At 67.5% G+C, this 16,973-nt stretch carries 16 protein-coding genes; 12 read left to right on the top strand and 4 right to left on the bottom strand.

Annotated elements, in window-relative coordinates:
- On the bottom strand, window positions 1-1,188 hold the full coding sequence (locus E1J61_RS26220; protein ID WP_133096861.1) for an efflux RND transporter periplasmic adaptor subunit: 1,188 nt from the start codon (window positions 1,186-1,188) through the stop codon (window positions 1-3).
- A 300-nt stretch (window positions 1,189-1,488) separates the two neighbouring features.
- Between E1J61_RS26220 and hpnD the strand changes: the two genes are divergently transcribed.
- Complete coding sequence (hpnD, locus tag E1J61_RS26215) at window positions 1,489-2,325, top strand: presqualene diphosphate synthase HpnD (protein ID WP_133096860.1); 837 nt, start codon at window positions 1,489-1,491, stop codon at window positions 2,323-2,325.
- Between the two features lie 36 nt (window positions 2,326-2,361).
- Complete coding sequence (locus E1J61_RS26210; protein ID WP_133096859.1) at window positions 2,362-3,624, top strand: Zn-dependent hydrolase; 1,263 nt, start codon at window positions 2,362-2,364, stop codon at window positions 3,622-3,624.
- Between the two features lie 16 nt (window positions 3,625-3,640).
- On the opposite strand, the gene E1J61_RS26205 is transcribed toward E1J61_RS26210, so the two are convergent.
- On the bottom strand, window positions 3,641-3,991 hold the full coding sequence (locus tag E1J61_RS26205) for a hypothetical protein (RefSeq protein ID WP_133096858.1): 351 nt from the start codon (window positions 3,989-3,991) through the stop codon (window positions 3,641-3,643).
- Between the two features lie 316 nt (window positions 3,992-4,307).
- Here E1J61_RS26205 and ompR point away from each other — a divergent pair, with 316 nt between their 5' ends.
- The 5 genes from ompR (at window position 4,308) to E1J61_RS26180 (ending at window position 8,700) form a co-directional block, all read left to right on the top strand.
- The gene (gene ompR / locus E1J61_RS26200; RefSeq protein ID WP_010810107.1) at window positions 4,308-5,030 is read left to right on the top strand and encodes a two-component system response regulator OmpR; all 723 of its coding nucleotides are present in this window, start codon (window positions 4,308-4,310) and stop codon (window positions 5,028-5,030) included.
- Between the two features lie 24 nt (window positions 5,031-5,054).
- Window positions 5,055-6,404: an ATP-binding protein gene (locus tag E1J61_RS26195; RefSeq protein WP_133096857.1), complete on the top strand. Its 1,350-nt coding sequence runs from the start codon at window positions 5,055-5,057 to the stop codon at window positions 6,402-6,404.
- Window positions 6,405-6,721: 317 nt separating this feature from the next.
- Complete coding sequence (locus E1J61_RS26190; protein WP_133096856.1) at window positions 6,722-7,270, top strand: peroxiredoxin; 549 nt, start codon at window positions 6,722-6,724, stop codon at window positions 7,268-7,270.
- A 118-nt stretch (window positions 7,271-7,388) separates the two neighbouring features.
- Window positions 7,389-7,910 (top strand): carboxymuconolactone decarboxylase family protein, encoded by a 522-nt coding sequence (locus tag E1J61_RS26185; protein ID WP_133096855.1) that lies wholly within the window; start codon window positions 7,389-7,391, stop codon window positions 7,908-7,910.
- 214 nt (window positions 7,911-8,124) lie between these two features.
- A complete protein-coding gene (locus tag E1J61_RS26180) occupies window positions 8,125-8,700 on the top strand; it encodes a GNAT family N-acetyltransferase (protein WP_133096854.1) in 576 nt (191 codons plus the stop codon).
- 42 nt (window positions 8,701-8,742) lie between these two features.
- Here the strand turns inward: E1J61_RS26180 and ispF are convergent, their stop codons facing one another.
- Both ispF and ispD read right to left on the bottom strand, forming a co-directional pair.
- Window positions 8,743-9,252, bottom strand: a complete 510-nt coding sequence (gene ispF / locus E1J61_RS26175; protein WP_133096853.1) for a 2-C-methyl-D-erythritol 2,4-cyclodiphosphate synthase — start codon at window positions 9,250-9,252, stop codon at window positions 8,743-8,745.
- Window positions 9,253-9,266: 14 nt separating this feature from the next.
- Window positions 9,267-10,016, bottom strand: coding sequence for a 2-C-methyl-D-erythritol 4-phosphate cytidylyltransferase (ispD, locus tag E1J61_RS26170; protein WP_133096852.1), 750 nt, complete (start codon window positions 10,014-10,016; stop codon window positions 9,267-9,269).
- A gap of 234 nt (window positions 10,017-10,250) precedes the next feature.
- Between ispD and mfd the strand changes: the two genes are divergently transcribed.
- The 5 genes from mfd (at window position 10,251) to E1J61_RS26140 (ending at window position 16,969) form a co-directional block, all read left to right on the top strand.
- Window positions 10,251-13,700, top strand: coding sequence for a transcription-repair coupling factor (mfd, locus tag E1J61_RS26165; RefSeq protein ID WP_133096851.1), 3,450 nt, complete (start codon window positions 10,251-10,253; stop codon window positions 13,698-13,700).
- Window positions 13,701-13,791: 91 nt separating this feature from the next.
- Window positions 13,792-15,006, top strand: a complete 1,215-nt coding sequence (argE, locus tag E1J61_RS26160; protein WP_133096850.1) for an acetylornithine deacetylase — start codon at window positions 13,792-13,794, stop codon at window positions 15,004-15,006.
- A 262-nt stretch (window positions 15,007-15,268) separates the two neighbouring features.
- Window positions 15,269-16,123, top strand: a complete 855-nt coding sequence (gene serB / locus E1J61_RS26150) for a phosphoserine phosphatase SerB (protein ID WP_133096849.1) — start codon at window positions 15,269-15,271, stop codon at window positions 16,121-16,123.
- Window positions 16,124-16,355: 232 nt separating this feature from the next.
- Entirely contained in the window at window positions 16,356-16,670 is a 315-nt protein-coding gene (locus E1J61_RS26145) for a hypothetical protein (RefSeq protein ID WP_133096848.1), read from the top strand.
- Window positions 16,667-16,969, top strand: a complete 303-nt coding sequence (locus E1J61_RS26140; protein ID WP_165971543.1) for a hypothetical protein — start codon at window positions 16,667-16,669, stop codon at window positions 16,967-16,969. Before E1J61_RS26145 ends, E1J61_RS26140 begins: the two co-directional genes overlap by 4 nt.
- The last annotated feature ends 4 nt before the right edge of the window (window positions 16,970-16,973 follow it).

The following is a 16,973-nucleotide window of genomic DNA, read 5'->3' as shown; positions in this document are numbered from 1 at the left end:
TCAGCCCTCCCTGGGGGTCGGCGCGGAAGCGGGCGCGACGGTCTGCAGCGGCCGCACCTTCTGCCCCGGGCGCAGCAGGTGTACGCCTGCGGTGACGATGGCCTGGCCCGGCGCCAGCCCCTGGCGCACTTCCACCTCGTTGCCGACGGCCTCGCCCAGCGTCACCGTGACCGGCTTGACCGTGCCGGCGGCGGCGTCGTAGATCCACACCTGGTTGCGGCCCTGCTCCTGCAGCAGCGCGGTCAGCGGCACGCGGATCGCGGGAGTGGCCCCGGTCCGCACGAAGGTCACCACAGCGGTCATGCCGAGCTTGAGGTCGGCGGGCGGATCGGGAATGGTGACGCGGGTCGCATAGGTGCGCGTGACCGGGTCGGCTGCCGCGGCAATCTCGCGCACGCGGGCGGGCAGCGCGCGCTTCGGCTCGGCCCAGGTATGGATACTGACATCGGTAATGCCGCGCAGCAGGTCTACCTGGTCTTCCGGCAGGCCGATCGCCACTTCCTTCTCCGCGGTCTGGGCCACGCGCACCACCGGCTGGCCCGCGGTGACGACCTGGCCCACCTCGGCGTCGATGGCCGTGACCACGCCGTCGGCGTCGGCGTGCAGCACGGCATAGCCGGTCTGGTTGGCCTGGCTGCGCAGGCCGGCCTGGGCCTGGCGCAGGCGCGAGTCGGCCGCCTCGAAACTGGCCTGGCGGCGGTGCTGCTCGGCGGCGCTGATAAAGCCCTTGGCGAACAGGTCGTTGTAGCGCTTCAGGTCGGACGCGGCAAGGTCGCGGTCGGTCTTCGCCGCCTCGAACTGGGCGCGCGAGCCTGCTTCGGCCAGCGAAAGATCGGTCGGGTCGAGCCGGGCCAGCGGCTGGCCCTTGGTGACGACGGCACCCACATCCACCAGGCGGGCCGCGATCTTGCCGCCCACACGGAACCCCAACCGCGATTCGACGCGCGGTCGCACGTCGCCGGAAAATTCGAAGGCGGTCTTGCCGCTGTGCTGGCTCAGTTGCATCAGGCGCACCGGACGGACTTCCTGCACCGGCTCGGCCTTCTTGCCGCAGCCCGCGACCATGACAGCGGCGACGGTCACCAGCGCGGCAGCCGCGAAGCGCCCGAAGCGCGCGCGGCGTAACGATTTTGTGTCAAAAAGAGTCGCTGCGGCCGCAACTTCCGGCACTGGGCAAAGCACTGGCATCGGTAAGCTAGGAGTCGGATGGAACAGCTGGCAAGGCAGGCCGTCGGCCGTGGAGGCCAGTGCCGGGCAATAAATAACTGGCCGGTCAGTAATATAGCGATCCCCGCGGGGGTGCGTCAAACGACAGGCGACGAAACGTCTGGAATGCCTCCTCGGGTGCCGTTCCCGGCGGACGAGCTGTGGTTAAATGGCCGCCGCCGGGTCGTCAGCCGGCGTCCGGCTGTCCGGATCGGCGATGCTACAATCGGCGCCCCGCGCTTCTGCCACCTTCCCCCACCCCATCTTCAGACCGAGACCGGCGTGACGCCCGATCAGTATTGCCAAGAGAAAGTCGCCCAGAGCGGCTCCAGCTTCTATTACAGCTTCCTGTTCCTGCCGGCCGAGCGCCGGCGCGCCATCACCGCGCTGTACGCCTGGTGCCGCGAAGTCGACGACGTGGTCGACGATACGCATGATACTGGCCTGGCGCACCAGCAACTGGACTGGTGGCGCGCGGAACTGCGGCGGCTGTTCGACGGCGCGCCCACGCACCCGACGACCCAGGCGCTGCAGCCGCATGTTGCCGGCGCCGGCCTGCCGCAGGGCGAAATGGCCGAAGTGCTCGACGGCATGGAGATGGACCTGACGCAGACACGCTACCTTGATGAGGCCGGCCTGAACCACTACTGCCATTGCGTGGCCGGCGTGGTCGGCACGCTCAGCGCGCGGCTGTTCGGCTATACCGACCCCAAGACGCTGGAGTTTGCCGAGAAGCTCGGCCTGTCGCTGCAGCTGGTCAATATCCTGCGCGACGTGGGCGAGGATGCCCGGCGCGGCCGCATCTACCTGCCCGTCAATACGCTGCAGCAGTTCCAGGTGCCGGCTTCGGAAATCCTCAAGGGCCAGCATTCCGAGCGCTTCGTCGCGCTGATGCAATACCACGCCGAACGCGCCCGCAAGCTGTACCGCGAGGCGCTGGCAGCCCTGCCCCGCCAGGACCGCCGCGCCCAGCGCGCCGGCCTGCTGATGGGGGCGATCTATCATGCGCTGCTCGATGAGCTGGAAGCCAGCCAGTTCCAGGTCCTCAGCCAGCGCATCGCACTGACGCCGCTGCGCAAGCTGTGGATCGCATGGAAGACCTGGATCCGCAATAGCTGACACATAGCAAACAGGCCGCAAGCCACGATACCCGCCATGACCCAGACCACCGCTTCCCTCGGCCAGGCCATCCTCGACCACGCCGACCAGCTCGCCCGCTTCTCCGACATGGAAGGCGGCCTCACCTGCGCCTACCTGACGCCGGCGCACCGCGCCGCGCAGGACCGGCTGGCGCAATGGATGGAAGCCGCGGGCATGCAGGTGCGCATCGACGCCATCGGCAATGTCATCGGCCGCTACGCCGCCGACCCCGCCGTCACTGATGCGCGCGTGCTGATGACCGGCTCGCACTTCGATACGGTGCGCAATGGCGGCCGCTATGACGGGCGCCTCGGCATCCTGCTGCCGATCGCCGTTGTGGATGCGCTGAACCGGGCCGGGATACGGCTGCCGTACCACTTCGAGGTGGTGGGGTTCGCCGAGGAGGAAGGGCTGCGCTTCAAGACCAGCTTCCTGGCCAGCAGCGTGCTGGCGGGCCGCTTCGACCCCGCGCTGCTCGCCCGCGCCGACGCTGACGGCGTCACGCTGGCCGAGGCGCTGGCCGCCTCCGGCCTGCCCGGCGCCGGCGGCCTGGATGCGCTGCGTGCCGCGGCGATCGATCCGGCGACACTGCTGGGCTTTGTCGAAGTGCATATCGAACAGGGGCCGGTGCTGCTGCACCACGGCCTGCCGCTGGGCGTGGTCACGCAGATTGCCGGAAGCAGCCGCTTCCAGGTCCGGGTGGAAGGCCAGGCCAGCCATGCCGGCACCACCCCGATGGGCATGCGCAAGGACGCCGCCGCGGGTGCGGCCGAGATGATCCTGCTGGTGGAAGAGCGCTGCGCCGCCGCGCCCACGCTGGTCGGCACCGTCGGCCAGCTGCAGGTGCCGAATGGCTCGAGCAATGTGATCCCGGCCGCCTGCACCTTCTCGATGGACATCCGCGCCGGCGCCGACGACATCCGCGAGGCGGCCATTGCCGACATCGTCGCCGGCATCGAACGGATCGCCGTACGGCGCGGGCTGTTGGCGCAGGTCGAGCGCGTGCCGCCGGTCAACAACGCGCCCTGCGCCCGCTGGCTGATGGACCAGTTCGGCGCGGTATTGAAGAAGCGGGGGATGAAGGCGTTCGAGCTGCCTTCCGGCGCCGGCCACGACGCCATGATGATGCACCGCATCACCGACGTGGCGATGCTGTTCGTGCGCTGCGGCAATGGCGGGATCAGCCACAACCCGCTGGAGACCATCACCGCCGAAGATGCGCAGCTGGCGGCCGAAGTCTTCGTCGACTTCCTGCGCCACTTCCAGCCGCGCGGCTGACAGCACACGGCAGCGCTCAGGTGCCGTCGTACATCTCCCGCCCGAGATCGTAGAGGCTCTTGCGCAGGCGGCGCCGCTCGTCCGGCGACAGCCGCGAACCGCCGCGCTCGCGTTCGTCCGCGCGGCGGCGGTCGGTCTCGCGTTGCTCGGCGCGATGGCGCTCGGCACGGGCACGCGCCTCGCGCTGGCCGTTGCCCGGATCGCTCGCCTGCGTCGACGGATGGCGCTTGAGCAGGTTGGCCATGCCGGCCGACTGGGCCCGCGCCGGCCCGGCCGGCCCCAGCAGCCATGCGGCAGCCGCAAGCGCAATACATGCGCCGGCTATACCATGCTGCGGAGGCCCGTGCCGGGTTCGGTTCACTTTCATTGATAATGGCGGTCTTGGCTTCGGGAAACGCGGTCGTTGAAACCATCTGAAGCCGGGGAAATTTCGTTACCCCGTCCGATCCCCGCCTGGCGCTGCTGGCCTCTGCAAGCATCGGGCCAGGGCCCGCGAGCCAGGGCAGCCGATGCCGCGGATCATGCAGTGCAAATGCGCGGAAAATCAGTCCGCAAGGAGCGCAAATAGACGGGATGGCGCAGTGTAATCGCACGATTGATGCACGCTGCCATACCACGGGGTAAAGTATGTAACGTTTTGTTAAGCCATTTTGAGCGAAAGCGATAGTCGCTAAGATACCGCCATGGAAAATACCAGCCACAAGATTCTTGTCGTCGACGATGACCCGCGTCTGCGCGATCTGCTGCGCCGCTATCTGGGCGAACAGGGTTTCACCGTGCTGGTGGCGGAAAACGCCACCGCGATGAACAAGCTCTGGCTGCGCGAGCGTTTCGACCTGCTGGTGCTGGACCTGATGATGCCGGGCGAAGACGGCCTGTCGATCTGCCGCCGGCTGCGCGGTGCCAACGACCAGACTCCGATCATCATGCTCACCGCCAAGGGCGAGGACGTGGACCGCATCGTCGGCCTGGAAATGGGCGCCGACGATTACCTGCCCAAGCCGTTCAATCCGCGCGAGCTGATCGCGCGCATCCACGCGGTGCTGCGCCGCAAGGGCCCGGCCGAAGTGCCCGGCGCCCCGTCGGAAACTCCCGAGACCTTTGCCTTCGGCGACTTCGTGCTGAACCTGGCCACGCGCACGCTGACCAAGAACGACGAGGAAATCACGCTCACCACCGGCGAATTCTCGGTGCTCAAGGTATTCGCCCGCCATCCGCGCCAGCCGCTGTCGCGCGAAAAGCTGATGGAAATGGCGCGCGGCCGCGAATATGAAGTGTTCGATCGCAGCCTGGACGTGCAGATCTCGCGCCTGCGCAAGCTGATCGAGCCGGACCCCAGCAACCCGCGTTTTATCCAGACGGTCTGGGGCCTGGGCTACGTCTTCATTCCCGATGGCGTGAAATAACCGATAACGGCCGCTGTTCCTATCGTGGCGACCGTTATCGGCAGAACCGCGACGCGGTTCTTTGGTTCGCTGTTCTGGCGAACCTTCATGCTTATCGCCCTGCTGCTGGCGATCTCGCTGGGCATCTGGTTCCAGAGCTACCGGCTGTTCGAACGCGCCCCGCGCGCGCAGCAGATCGCCATGCAGGTGGTCAGCGTGGTCAAGCTCACGCGCGCCGCGCTGCTCTACTCCGACCCCGCGCGGCGCCGCTTCCTGCTGCTCGACCTGGTGCAGAACGAAGGCATCAAGGTCTATCCGCGCGAGAAGGATGACGACTTCGCCGCGCCCACCGCCAATCCCTTCCTGACCTCGCTGGTCCAGCAGGAAATCCGCAGCCGCCTGGGCGAGGACACCGTGCTGGCCACCACCGTCAACGATATCCCTGGTGTCTGGGTCAGCTTCGAGATCGAGGGCGACGACTATTGGGTCGCGATCAGCCCCGAGCGCTTCGAACGCGTGCCCGGCATCCAGTGGCTGTGGTGGAGCATTGCCGCGCTGCTGCTGTCGATCATCGGCGCGGCCTTTATCACCGCGCGTGTCAACTATCCACTCAAGCGGCTGGCCAATGCCGCGCGCGCGATCGGCGCCGGCGGCGACCCACCGCCGCTGCCCGAGCGCGGCGCCAGCGAGGTGGCGCTGGCCAACCACAGCTTCAACCAGATGGTGCAAGACCTGCGCCAGCTTGACGACGACCGCGTGGTGATGCTGGCCGGCATCTCGCACGACCTGCGCACGCCGCTGACGCGGCTGCGGCTGGAGACCGAGATGTCGCCGATGGACACGCCCACGCGCGACGCCATGATCGCCGACATCGAGCAGATGGACGCGATCATCGGCCAGTTTCTCAACTACGCGCGGCCGCCGCTGGAGACCGTCGAACCGGTCGACCTGTCGGCACTGGTGCACGATGCCGTGGGCGTCTATGCCGCGCACGACGACGTGCGCGTGCATGTGCGCGCCAACGCGCCGGTGATGGCCGTGGCCAACCGCATGGAAGTCCAGCGCATCCTCGACAACCTGGTCGAGAACGCGCGCCGCTATGCCAAGGACGAGCAGAGCGGCATGGCGGTGGTCGAGATCTCCACCCGCGTCGATGACAAGGAAGCCGTGCTGACCGTAGCCGACCGCGGCAATGGCGTGCCCGAAGGCCAGCTGTCGCTGTTGACGCGGCCGTTCTACCGGCTCGACAGCGCGCGCAGCGAGGCCAAGGGCGCGGGACTGGGCATGTCCATCGTCAACCGCATCATGCAGCGCAACGGCGGACGGCTGCTGCTGGCCAACCGCCCCGCGCCCGATTCGGGCCTGGTGGTCAGCGCCTGCTTCCGCCGCGCCTGAGCGCGGCTGCCTTCCGCGCGCGTCGCAGCGGTGCCGTGCTGCAGCCGGCTTGAATCCCGGCGGATCGTCACCAACTTGCCCTTTGTGTGCCTGCCTTGCATGGCATACTTGCCGCTTCGCAGCGTCGACCCTGCCCGGCGCTGAACCACTGCATGCCGTGCCTATCGGGCTCTTTGAGAATATCAATTAGCCCCCCGCGGGATGTTCACGCATAATCACGTTTTGTCGCGGTGCGCCGCAGCAAAGTGCCTGGCAAGCTTCACGCCGGGCCAGCGGCGGACACTGTACTTATCGCAACCGTATCTGGAGATAGTCTTATGAAGACCGTTGGTGAAAAGCTCGAAGCCTTCCACGTCGTCGGTGTCAAGCCGGGTTTCAACAATCACGAAGAGAACGGCCAGTCGGCTTTCGAAGACATCACCGAAAAGTCGTTCGAAGGCAAGTGGAAGGTCATCTACTTCTACCCGAAGGACTTCACCTTCGTGTGCCCGACCGAAATCGTTGCCTTCGCCAAGCTGAACGGCGACTTCGCTGACCGCGACGCGATCGTGCTGGGCGGTTCGACCGACAACGAGTTCGTCAAGCTGGCATGGCGCCGCGAGCACAAGGACCTGAACAAGCTGAACCAGTGGCAGTTCGCCGACGTGACCGGCTCGCTGATCGACCAGCTGGGCGTGCGTGACCAGGCCGCCGGCGTGGCCCTGCGCGCGACCTTCATCGTCGACCCGGACAACGTGATCCAGCACGTTTCGGTGAACAACCTGAACGTCGGCCGCAACCCGGACGAAGTCCTGCGTATCCTGGACGGCCTGCAAACGGACGAGCTGTGCCCGTGCAACCGTGCCGTTGGTGGCGCAACGCTGTAATTTGCGCTGTCACCTGCAATTCTTCGCCAGACACCGTGGCGAGCCGCGGAGGGCCCTGCCCTCCGCTCCGAAACCCGCTTGCGCGGGTTTTTTGGGCCCCGATCGATAGGAGAAATAAATGGAATTCCTCAGCACAATTAAAAATCTCATCCCCGATTACGCCAAGGATATCCGCCTGAATGTGGACGGCACCATCGCCCGTTCCTCGCTGGAAGGCAACGATGCGGTCGGCGTGGCGCTGGCGGCGGCATTCGCGGCGCAGAGCAAGGTGCTGGTGGATGCCATCCGCAATGCCGGCGTGCTATCGCCCGAGGAAACCAACGGCGCACTGACCGCCGCGGCGCTGATGGGCATGAACAACACCTGGTACCCGTACGTCGAAATGGCGGACGATACCGACCTGTCGACCCAGCCGGCCGGCCTGCGGATGAACGCCTACGCCACCCATGGCGGCGTGGACAAGCGCCGTTTCGAGATGTACGCTCTGGCCGCGTCGATCGTGGGCAAGTGCCACTTCTGCGTGAAGTCGCACTACCAGCTGCTGAAGAACGAACAGGGCATGACCGCGCAGCAGCTGCGCGACGTGGGCCGCATCGCCGCGGTGATCGTGGCCGCGGCCAACGTGATCGCCGCCGAGTAAGCAGGCAGCGAGCACGTAACGAGCACGCAACAAGCACACAGCGCGCCCCCGCGCCCTCCGACGGGGCCGTCCCACGGCCCCTGTAGCACAGCAGCCGGCAGCTTCCCAGCGGGAACTGCCGGCTGTTCCCATCTTGCAACCGCCCCCGCATCGGGACTGCACTGGCGCGGCGATCGGCCTACAATCCAGGCAGCATATGCACTTTCAGCCTGCCATGACCCTGCCTTCGCCGACTTCCCCCCGTTTCCACTACCGCCTTGCCGCGGTGCATGACTGGGGCGACATCGCTGCCGTCACGCAGCAAGCCTATGGCCAGTATGAGCTGGAAATCATGGAAGACTGCCGGGCCTCGTTCCAGCGCGGCATGCAGGCGGTACTGGCGACCAGCAATCCCGACATGGAATGGTGGGTGGCGGAAACCGATCACGGCATCATGGGTGCCGTGCTGTTCTGCCATCCCGGGGCTACGCTGCCCGCGCTCGACGGCAGCACCATCACGCTGACGCAGCCGGAGGCGCGGCTGCTGTCGGTCAGCCCGCAGGCGCGCGGCCTGGGGCTGGGGCGCACCCTGATGCAGATCTGCATCCAGCGCGCGCGCGATATCGGCTCCCCTACGCTGCTGGTGCGAACCATGCCGGAGATGGACTCGGCCAACCGGCTGGTGCAGCAGATGGGCTTCACCAAGCGCACCGAGGCCGGTGCGCGCTCGGGCGCGATGGCGCGGCTGATCGACTACACCTACGCCATCCCGCCGGACAACGCCCCGGCGGCGGACGCGCCGCGCAGCTAGCAAAGCTCGTCCGCGCCACCCACTGCGCCCGCCACAGGTCGCTCAGTCCTGCGCGCCCGTCACCGAGGCGCGCCAGACCAGCACCGCGGCCTGCGCCACGATGCCTTCCTGCCGTCCTTCGAAGCCCAGCTTTTCGTTGGTCTTTGCCTTGACGTTGCAGCGCCCCGGCGCCAGCCCGAGGTCTTCCGCCAGGTTAGCCACCATCGCGCCGATATGCGGTGCCAGCCTGGGCGCCTGCGCAATCACGGTGGCATCGACATTGCCGATTTCATAGCCCGCCTCGCGCACGCGGCGCGCTGCCTCGCGCAGCAGCACGCGGCTGTCGGCGCCGGCAAATCGCGCGTCCGTATCGGGGAAATGGCGGCCGATATCGCCCAGCGCGGCTGCGCCGAACAGCGCGTCAGTCACCGCGTGCAGCAGCGCGTCGGCATCGGAATGGCCCAGCAGGCCGCGGTCGTGCGGGATCTCCACGCCGCCCAGTATCAGCTTGCGGCCCGGCACCAGCGCGTGGACGTCATAGCCCTGACCCACGCGGATATCGAAAGGCATCATTGCGGTTACGCTCCTTATGCTCCTGTTGCTCCTGGTGCGCCTGTACCCAGCAGCACTTCGGCGAGCGCGAAGTCTTCCGGGTATGTCACCTTGAAATTGCGCAGCGAGCCGTTGACCAGCCGCGGATGCAGCCCCAGCCGTTCGATCGCGCTGGCTTCGTCGGTCACCACCGCGCCGGCCGCCAAGGCATCCTGCAGCGCCTGGCGCAGCACGCCCAGCCGGAACATCTGCGGCGTCTGCGCCTGCCACAGCCCTTCGCGCGGCACGGTGCCGCCAATGCGGGCATCGTCCTGCGCGCGCTTGAGGGTGTCGGGCACCGGCACCGCCAGGATGCCACCGATGGCCGCATCCGGATCGTCGTCGCCGTCGCTTTCGACCGCGCGCACCAGCGCGTGGATCATCGCGGGGGTCAGGCCCGGGCGCGCCGCGTCGTGCACCAGCACCCAGTCGGTATCGGTGGCGCCGAGCTGGGCCAGGTGATGCAGCCCGGCCAGCACCGACGCATGCCGCGTGTCGCCGCCAACGAAGGCGGTGTCGAAGCGCAGCCCGGCGAACGCAGCGGCGCCGAAGCGCGATTCCAGCGGCATGTCGTCGGGCGCCAGCACCAGCGCGGTGGCGTTGATCGCGTCGCACGCCGAGAACGCCGCCAGCGCGTACCAGATCATCGGCCGGCCGGCCACGGTCTGGTATTGCTTGGGAACGGCGCCGCCGGCGCGGCTGCCGGTACCGGCACAGGGAATCAGGGCAAAGCGGCGAGCGGACACGGCTGGGGCAGGAAGTGGATGGCGAAGTGAAGCTGCAAGGGACTGGGCTAGCGCAGGCGCCGTGGCGCCAGCGGGACAACCGGGTCGCATTCTATAATACGGCCCTTCCCCGTCGCCATGGCGCATGCGTGCCCGGCGGCGTGGGCGGGTGCCGCCACGTGCCCGCAGCATTCTGTCCGACCCCCGCCCGCGCTGCCGGCGGGGTGTCGTCGTTTTGAACGCCCCGTTGCCGACATGCCTGACGCTACGCCCTCCCTGCCCTTCGTCAACCTGCCGCTGGTCAAGCCCGGCCTGCGCCACACCGTGGCCGGCCTGCGTGGCTCGGCCGATGCCCTGGCCCTTGCCGCCTACGCGCGGCAGCACCGCGCGCGCGCGCCGATGCTGGCAGTGGTGTGCGCCAATGCCGTCGACGCCCAGCGCCTGGCCGAGGAAATCCCCTGGTTCGCGCCCGAGCTGCGCGTGCGCCTGCTGCCCGACTGGGAAACGCTGCCCTACGACAGCTTCTCGCCGCACCAGGACCTGGTCTCCGAACGCCTGGCCACGCTGCACGACATCCAGGGCGGGCAATGCGACGTGATGCTGGTGCCGGCCAGCACCGCGCTGTACCGGCTCGCGCCACCGTCCTTCCTGGCCGCCTACACCTTCTTCTTCAAGCAGGGCGAGCGCCTGGACGAGGCCGCGCTGAAGGCGCAGTTCACGCTGGCCGGCTACGAGCACGTCAGCGCCGTGATGCGCCCGGGCGAATACAGCGTGCGCGGCGGCCTGATCGACCTGTACCCGATGGGATCTGCGCTGCCGTACCGGATCGACCTGTTCGGCGACGAGATCGAGACTATCCGCGCGTTTGACCCGGACACGCAGCGCAGCCTTTACCCGGTCAAGGAAGTGCGCCTGCTGCCGGGCCGCGAATTCCCCCTCGACGAAGCCGCGCGCACCGCGTTCCGCGGCCGCTGGCGCGAAGTCTTCGAGGGTGACCCGACCAAGTCGCCGATCTACAAGGACATCGGCAACGGCGTGCCGTCGGCGGGCATCGAGTACTACCTGCCGCTGTTTTTCGAAGAGAGCGCGACGCTGTTCGACTACCTGCCCGCGGATACCCAACTAGCCTTCGCGGGCAACATCGACGAAGCGATCCGCCGCTTCTGGGCCGACACCACGCAGCGCTACAACTTCATGCGGCACGACCGCGAGCGTCCGCTGCTGCCGCCGGCCGACCTGTTCCTGTCCGAGGAGCAGTTTTTCGTCGGCGCCAAGCCGATGGCGCGGCTGGTGCTGCAGACGGAGCCAGGCGCGGACCAGGTGCCGTTCTCGGCGATCCTGCCGGATGTCTCCGTCAACCGGCGCGCGGAAGATCCGCTGGTCAACCTGGAATCGCTGCTGCTCGACAAGCAGACCCGCGTGCTGATGTGCGCCGATTCCGCCGGCCGGCGCGAGACGCTGCTGCAGCTGTTCGCCGAAAGCGGCCTGCGCCCGCATCCGGTGGACGACTTTGCCGCATTCCTCGCCGGCGAGGCGCATTTCTCGATCGCGGTGGCACCCTTGCAGAGCGGCTTCGCGTTGCCGCAAGGTCAGCTCGCCTTCGTCACCGAAGCCGAGCTATATGCCGGCACCGCGCGCCGCGCCGGCCGCCGCAAGCAGGAGCAGGCCACCGCTGTCGACTCGATGGTGCGCGACCTGGCCGAACTGAAGATCGGCGATCCGGTGGTGCACAGCGAGCACGGTATCGGCCGCTACCACGGCCTGGTGTCCCTCGACATGGGCCAGGGCGACGAGGAATTCCTGCACCTCGAATACGACAAAAGCAGCAAGCTGTATGTGCCGGTGCACCAGCTGCACGTGATCTCGCGCTACTCCGGCGCCGACCCGGACACCGCGCCGCTGCACCACCTGGGCTCGGGCCAGTGGGACAAGGCCAAGCGCCGCGCTGCGCAGCAGATCCGCGATACCGCTGCCGAATTGCTCAACCTCTACGCACGCCGCGCCGCTCGCGAGGGCTTCGCCTTCCCGCTGTCGCCGAAGGACTATGAGACCTTTGCCGAAAGCTTCGGCTTCGAGGAAACGCCGGACCAGGCCGCCGCCATCGCCGCAGTGATCGCCGACATGACCTCGGGCAAGCCGATGGACCGGCTGGTCTGCGGCGACGTCGGCTTCGGCAAGACCGAGGTCGCGCTGCGTGCGGCCTTTGTCGCGGTGCTGGGCGGCAAGCAGGTGGCGATGCTCGCGCCGACCACGCTGCTGGCCGAGCAGCACTTCCAGACGCTGTCCGACCGCTTCGCGGAATGGCCGGTGCGCATCGTCGAACTGTCGCGCTTCAAGACCAAGAAGGAGATCGACGCGGCCATCAGGCAGATCAACGAGGGCAGCGTCGATATCGTCATCGGCACGCACAAGATCCTGTCCGACCAGGTCAGGTTCCAGCGGCTGGGCCTGGTCATCATCGACGAGGAACACCGCTTCGGCGTGCGCCAGAAGGAAGCGCTGAAGACGCTGCGCGCCGAGGTCGACATCCTGACGCTGACCGCCACGCCGATCCCGCGCACGCTGGGCATGGCACTGGAAGGCCTGCGCGATTTTTCGGTAATCGCGACCGCGCCGCAGAAGCGGCTGGCGATCAAGACCTTCGTGCGCCGCGAGGAAGACGGCGTGATCCGCGAGGCCATCCTGCGCGAACTCAAGCGCGGCGGCCAGATCTACTTCCTGCACAACGAGGTCGAGACCATCGAGAACAAGCGCGCGAAGCTCGCCGAGCTGGTGCCCGAGGCGCGCATCGCGGTGGCGCACGGCCAGATGCACGAGCGCGAGCTGGAGCGCGTGATGCGCGACTTTGTCTCGCGCCGCGACAACATCCTGCTGTGCACCACCATCATCGAGACCGGCATCGACGTGCCGACCGCCAACACCATCCTGATCCACCGCGCCGACAAGTTCGGGCTGGCGCAGCTGCACCAGCTGCGCGGCCGTGTCGGGCGTTCGCACCACCAGGCCTATGCCTACCTGCTGGTGCATGATGTCGACGGCCTGACCAAGCAGGCGCAGCGCCGGCTCGAGGCGATCCAGCAGATGGAGGAACTGGGCTCGGGCTTCTACCTGGCCATGCACGACCTGGAAATCCGCGGCGCCGGCGAGGTGCTCGGCGACAAGCAGTCGGGCGAGATCCACGAGATCGGCTTCCAGCTCTACACCGACATGCTCAACCACGCGGTCAAGGCGCTGAAGGCCGGCAAGGAGCCGGACCTGATGGCACCGCTGGCGGCGACCACCGAGATCAACCTCGGCACGCCGGCACTGCTGCCCAACGACTACTGCGGCGATGTGCATGAACGCCTGTCGCTGTACAAGCGCCTGGCCAATTGCGAAACCGCCGAGCGTGTCGACGATATCCAGGAAGAACTGATCGACCGCTTCGGCCGCCTGCCGGCGCAGGCGCAGGCGCTGGTGGAAACGCACCGGCTGCGCATCGCCGCGGCGCCGCTGGGCGTGCGCAAGATCGATGCGGGCGAGGCCACCTTCAGCGTGCAGTTCGTGCCCAACCCGCCGATCGATGCCATGCGCATCATCGACCTGGTGCAGAAGAACCGGCATATCAAGCTGGCCGGGCAGGACAAGCTGCGCATCGAGGCCAAGATGCCGGACGTGACGGTACGCGCGCAGACGATCAAGCACACGCTGCGGCAACTGTCGTAAACCTGCGGGGCGGCGTCATGCGCCGATTGCATGGACTCGGTACACGACCGGGTGTAGCATCGGACTCCTGATCGGTTAGTGATAGCGCCCCATGCCAGCCCAAGCCGCCGCCCCCAGCCAGACCGTCAATGACCACGCCGCGCGAGGCAGCGCGCTCGAATGGACCCAGCGGCTGGTCGCCTACGACACCACCAGCCGCCACTCCAACCTCGGCCTGATCGAGACCGTGCGCGACCACTTCCTGGCCAAGGGCCTGAAGCCGCATCTGAGCTACAACCCGCAGCAGGACAAGGCCAATCTCTTTGTCACGGTGCCCGCGGCCGATGGCGGCACCAACGGCGGCATCGTGCTGTCGGGCCACACCGACGTGGTGCCGGTGGACGGCCAGGACTGGACCACCGATCCGTTCAAGCCGGTGATCCGCGACGGCAAGCTCTATGGCCGCGGCACCTGCGACATGAAGGGCTTCATCGGCACCAGCCTGTCGCTGCTGCCAGCCATCCTCGGCGCGAAGCTGCGCGAGCCGGTGCACTACGCCCTCTCCTTCGATGAAGAAATCGGCTGCATGGGCGCGCCCTACCTGCTGGCCGAACTGCGCGACCGCGGCGTGACGCCCAGCGGCTGCATCGTGGGCGAGCCGACCAGCATGCGCGTGATCGTCGCGCACAAGGGCATCAATGCCTACCGCTGCTGCGTGCGGGGCCAGGCCGCGCACTCGTCGCTGACGCCGCGGGGCGTCAACGCGATCGAATACGCGGCGCGGCTGATCTGCTTCATCCGCGATATCGCCGATGAATTCAAGGCCAACGGCCCTTACGACCAGGCCTTCGACGTGCCATATACCACCGCGCAGACCGGCACCATCCAGGGCGGGATCGCGCTCAACACCATCCCGGCGCTGTGCGAGTTCGTATTCGAGTTTCGCAATTTGCCCGGGGTGGATCCGGAAGCGATCTACGCGCGGATCCATGCCTACGCCAACGACGTGCTGCTGCCGAAGATGCGCGCCGAGCATGCCGATGCCGACCTGACGCTCAGCAAGATTGCCGCCGCGCCGTCGCTGGATGTTGCCGAGCAGGCCGCGATCACGCAGCTGGTGCGCGCGCTGACGGCCGATCGCGAGACCAACAAGGTTGCCTATGGCACCGAGGCCGGGCTGTTCCAGCGCGCGGGCATTCCGGCGGTGGTGTGCGGGCCTGGCGATATCCAGCAGGCGCACAAGCCGGATGAGTTTGTCGCGCTGGAGCAGCTGGCGGCGTGCGAAGCGTTCCTGCATAAGGTGGTGGATAGCCTGCGCATGGCCTGACCAACTATGTCTGGCGTGACACCAGGCTCAGGATGTGACCAGGGCGCCCTTCAACCACTCGCCCGAGTTCTATGTGGACGAGCCGGCGCTGATCAACGGCGTGCGCGCGCTGTCCAACCTGACGGTGGACTACATGCTGATGGCGCGGCGCTGAGCATCCGGGCAGTGCTCAGCCAGCCGGCCAGGGCGGCTACAATAGCGGTTTTTCCGCGTTGCCGCCCTGCCTGCCCGCCATGCTGCGCGCGCCCGATCCTCACCTGCCATGCCCCTGATCCTCCAGAGCACCGCCCCGCTTTCCGCCGCCGACCTCGACACCGCCCGCACCCTCGCCCGCGCCTCCGCGCTGGTGCCGCGCAGCGACACCGTGGCTGCCGCCGAGGACTGCGCGCCGCTGACGCCGGCGCTGCGCGATGCGCTGGATGATTTCTGCGGTCCGCGCGCGATCGACTGGGCCGTGGTCCCGGCCGGACGCAGGCTGTCGGATTTCCGGCTGGTGGCGATGGACATGGACTCGACGCTGATCACGATCGAGTGCATCGACGAGATCGCCGACTTCTGCGGCCTCAAGGCCGAGGTCTCCGCCATCACCGAAGCCGCGATGCGTGGCGAGATCACCGACTTCAACGAAAGCCTGCGGCGCCGCGTGGCGCTGCTAAAGGGCCTGGACGCCAGCGTGCTCGACCGCGTCTACGCCGAGCGCCTGCGCCTGTCGCCGGGTGCCGAGCGCATGCTGCAGGCCGTGCAGGCGCTGGGCATCAAGACGCTGCTGGTGTCGGGCGGCTTCGTCCACTTTACCGATCAGCTCAAGCCGCGCCTGAAGCTGGACTTCACCCGTGCCAATACGCTGGAAATCGTCGACGGCAAGCTGACCGGCAACGTGGTCGGCGAGATCGTCAATGCCGACGTCAAGGCCCGTACCGTGCAGGAGGTCTGCGCGCGGATCGGCGCCACGCCGGACCAGGCCATCGTCATGGGCGACGGTTCCAATGACCTCAAGATGATGGCCGTAGCCGGGCTCTCGGTGGCCTTCCGCGCCAAGCCGGTGGTGCGCGCGCAGGCCAGCGTGGCGTTCAACCATGTCGGGCTGGACGGGCTGCTGGCACTGTTCCCCCACTGAAGTCACGCAAGGGGGCGGCAGCGCCGCTTCCGTGGCGTCGATTCCGTGGCGTCGATTCCCTGGTGTCGATTCCATGGCGTGGATTCCATGGCGTGGATTCCATGGCGTCAGGTCCGTTGCGCCGGTGGGTGGCGGTTGTGCCACCTTTCGACGCCCCTTCTCCAACATTCCGCTTGCAGCGTCAAATACGAATCATTACCATTAATGTTTCGATTCGCTGACATTTCCCTTCATGCAAGTTCTGGCCGTTTTCCTGGGCCTGGCCGCGGCTGCGTGCCTGTACCTGGCTGCGCCTAACCAGGTCCTGCTGCCGCCCGGACGCAGCCCGCGGCCGCGCGTATTTGGTTGGCTGGGCCTGGCGCTGGTGATCGCCAGCACCTGGCTGTGGAGCACCACCAATGGCTGGCCGGTGGCGATCGCCGCCAGCCTGGCGACGGTGCCCTGCGCGCTGTCGGCCTGGCCCTTCGTCGGCACCTATGCCCATCGCAAGCGCCAGGCGGCGCTGGCTCGGATGGTGCAAACCGGCCAAGGAGGACAACGGGCATGAACGCGGCCTCCGATACCATGGGCACCAAGTGGCTGGCAGGCATCCTGCTCGGCCTGCCCCTCGCCGTGGCGCTGTGCACGCTGTCGATCCTGTGGCTGCCAGGCGGCTGGGAAACCGGTATCGTCGCCGCCGTAGTCGCCTGCCTGCCAGTATGGGTGACCATCATCAGCTGCAGCCTGCTGTTCGGCACCAGCCGCTCGGCCTGGCTGTGGCTGGGGGGCGCCAACCTGGTCTGTTTCGGCGCGCTGTGGGCGCTGCGGCTGGCCGGCCTGGTGCCGGCAGCACTGCCCGTCTCCTGAGAAC

Origin of the sequence: Cupriavidus sp. L7L, from assembly GCF_004353535.1 — a bacterium.
GTDB lineage: Bacteria > Pseudomonadota > Gammaproteobacteria > Burkholderiales > Burkholderiaceae > Cupriavidus > Cupriavidus oxalaticus_A.
This window is presented reverse-complemented; position numbering and strand designations above follow the sequence as displayed.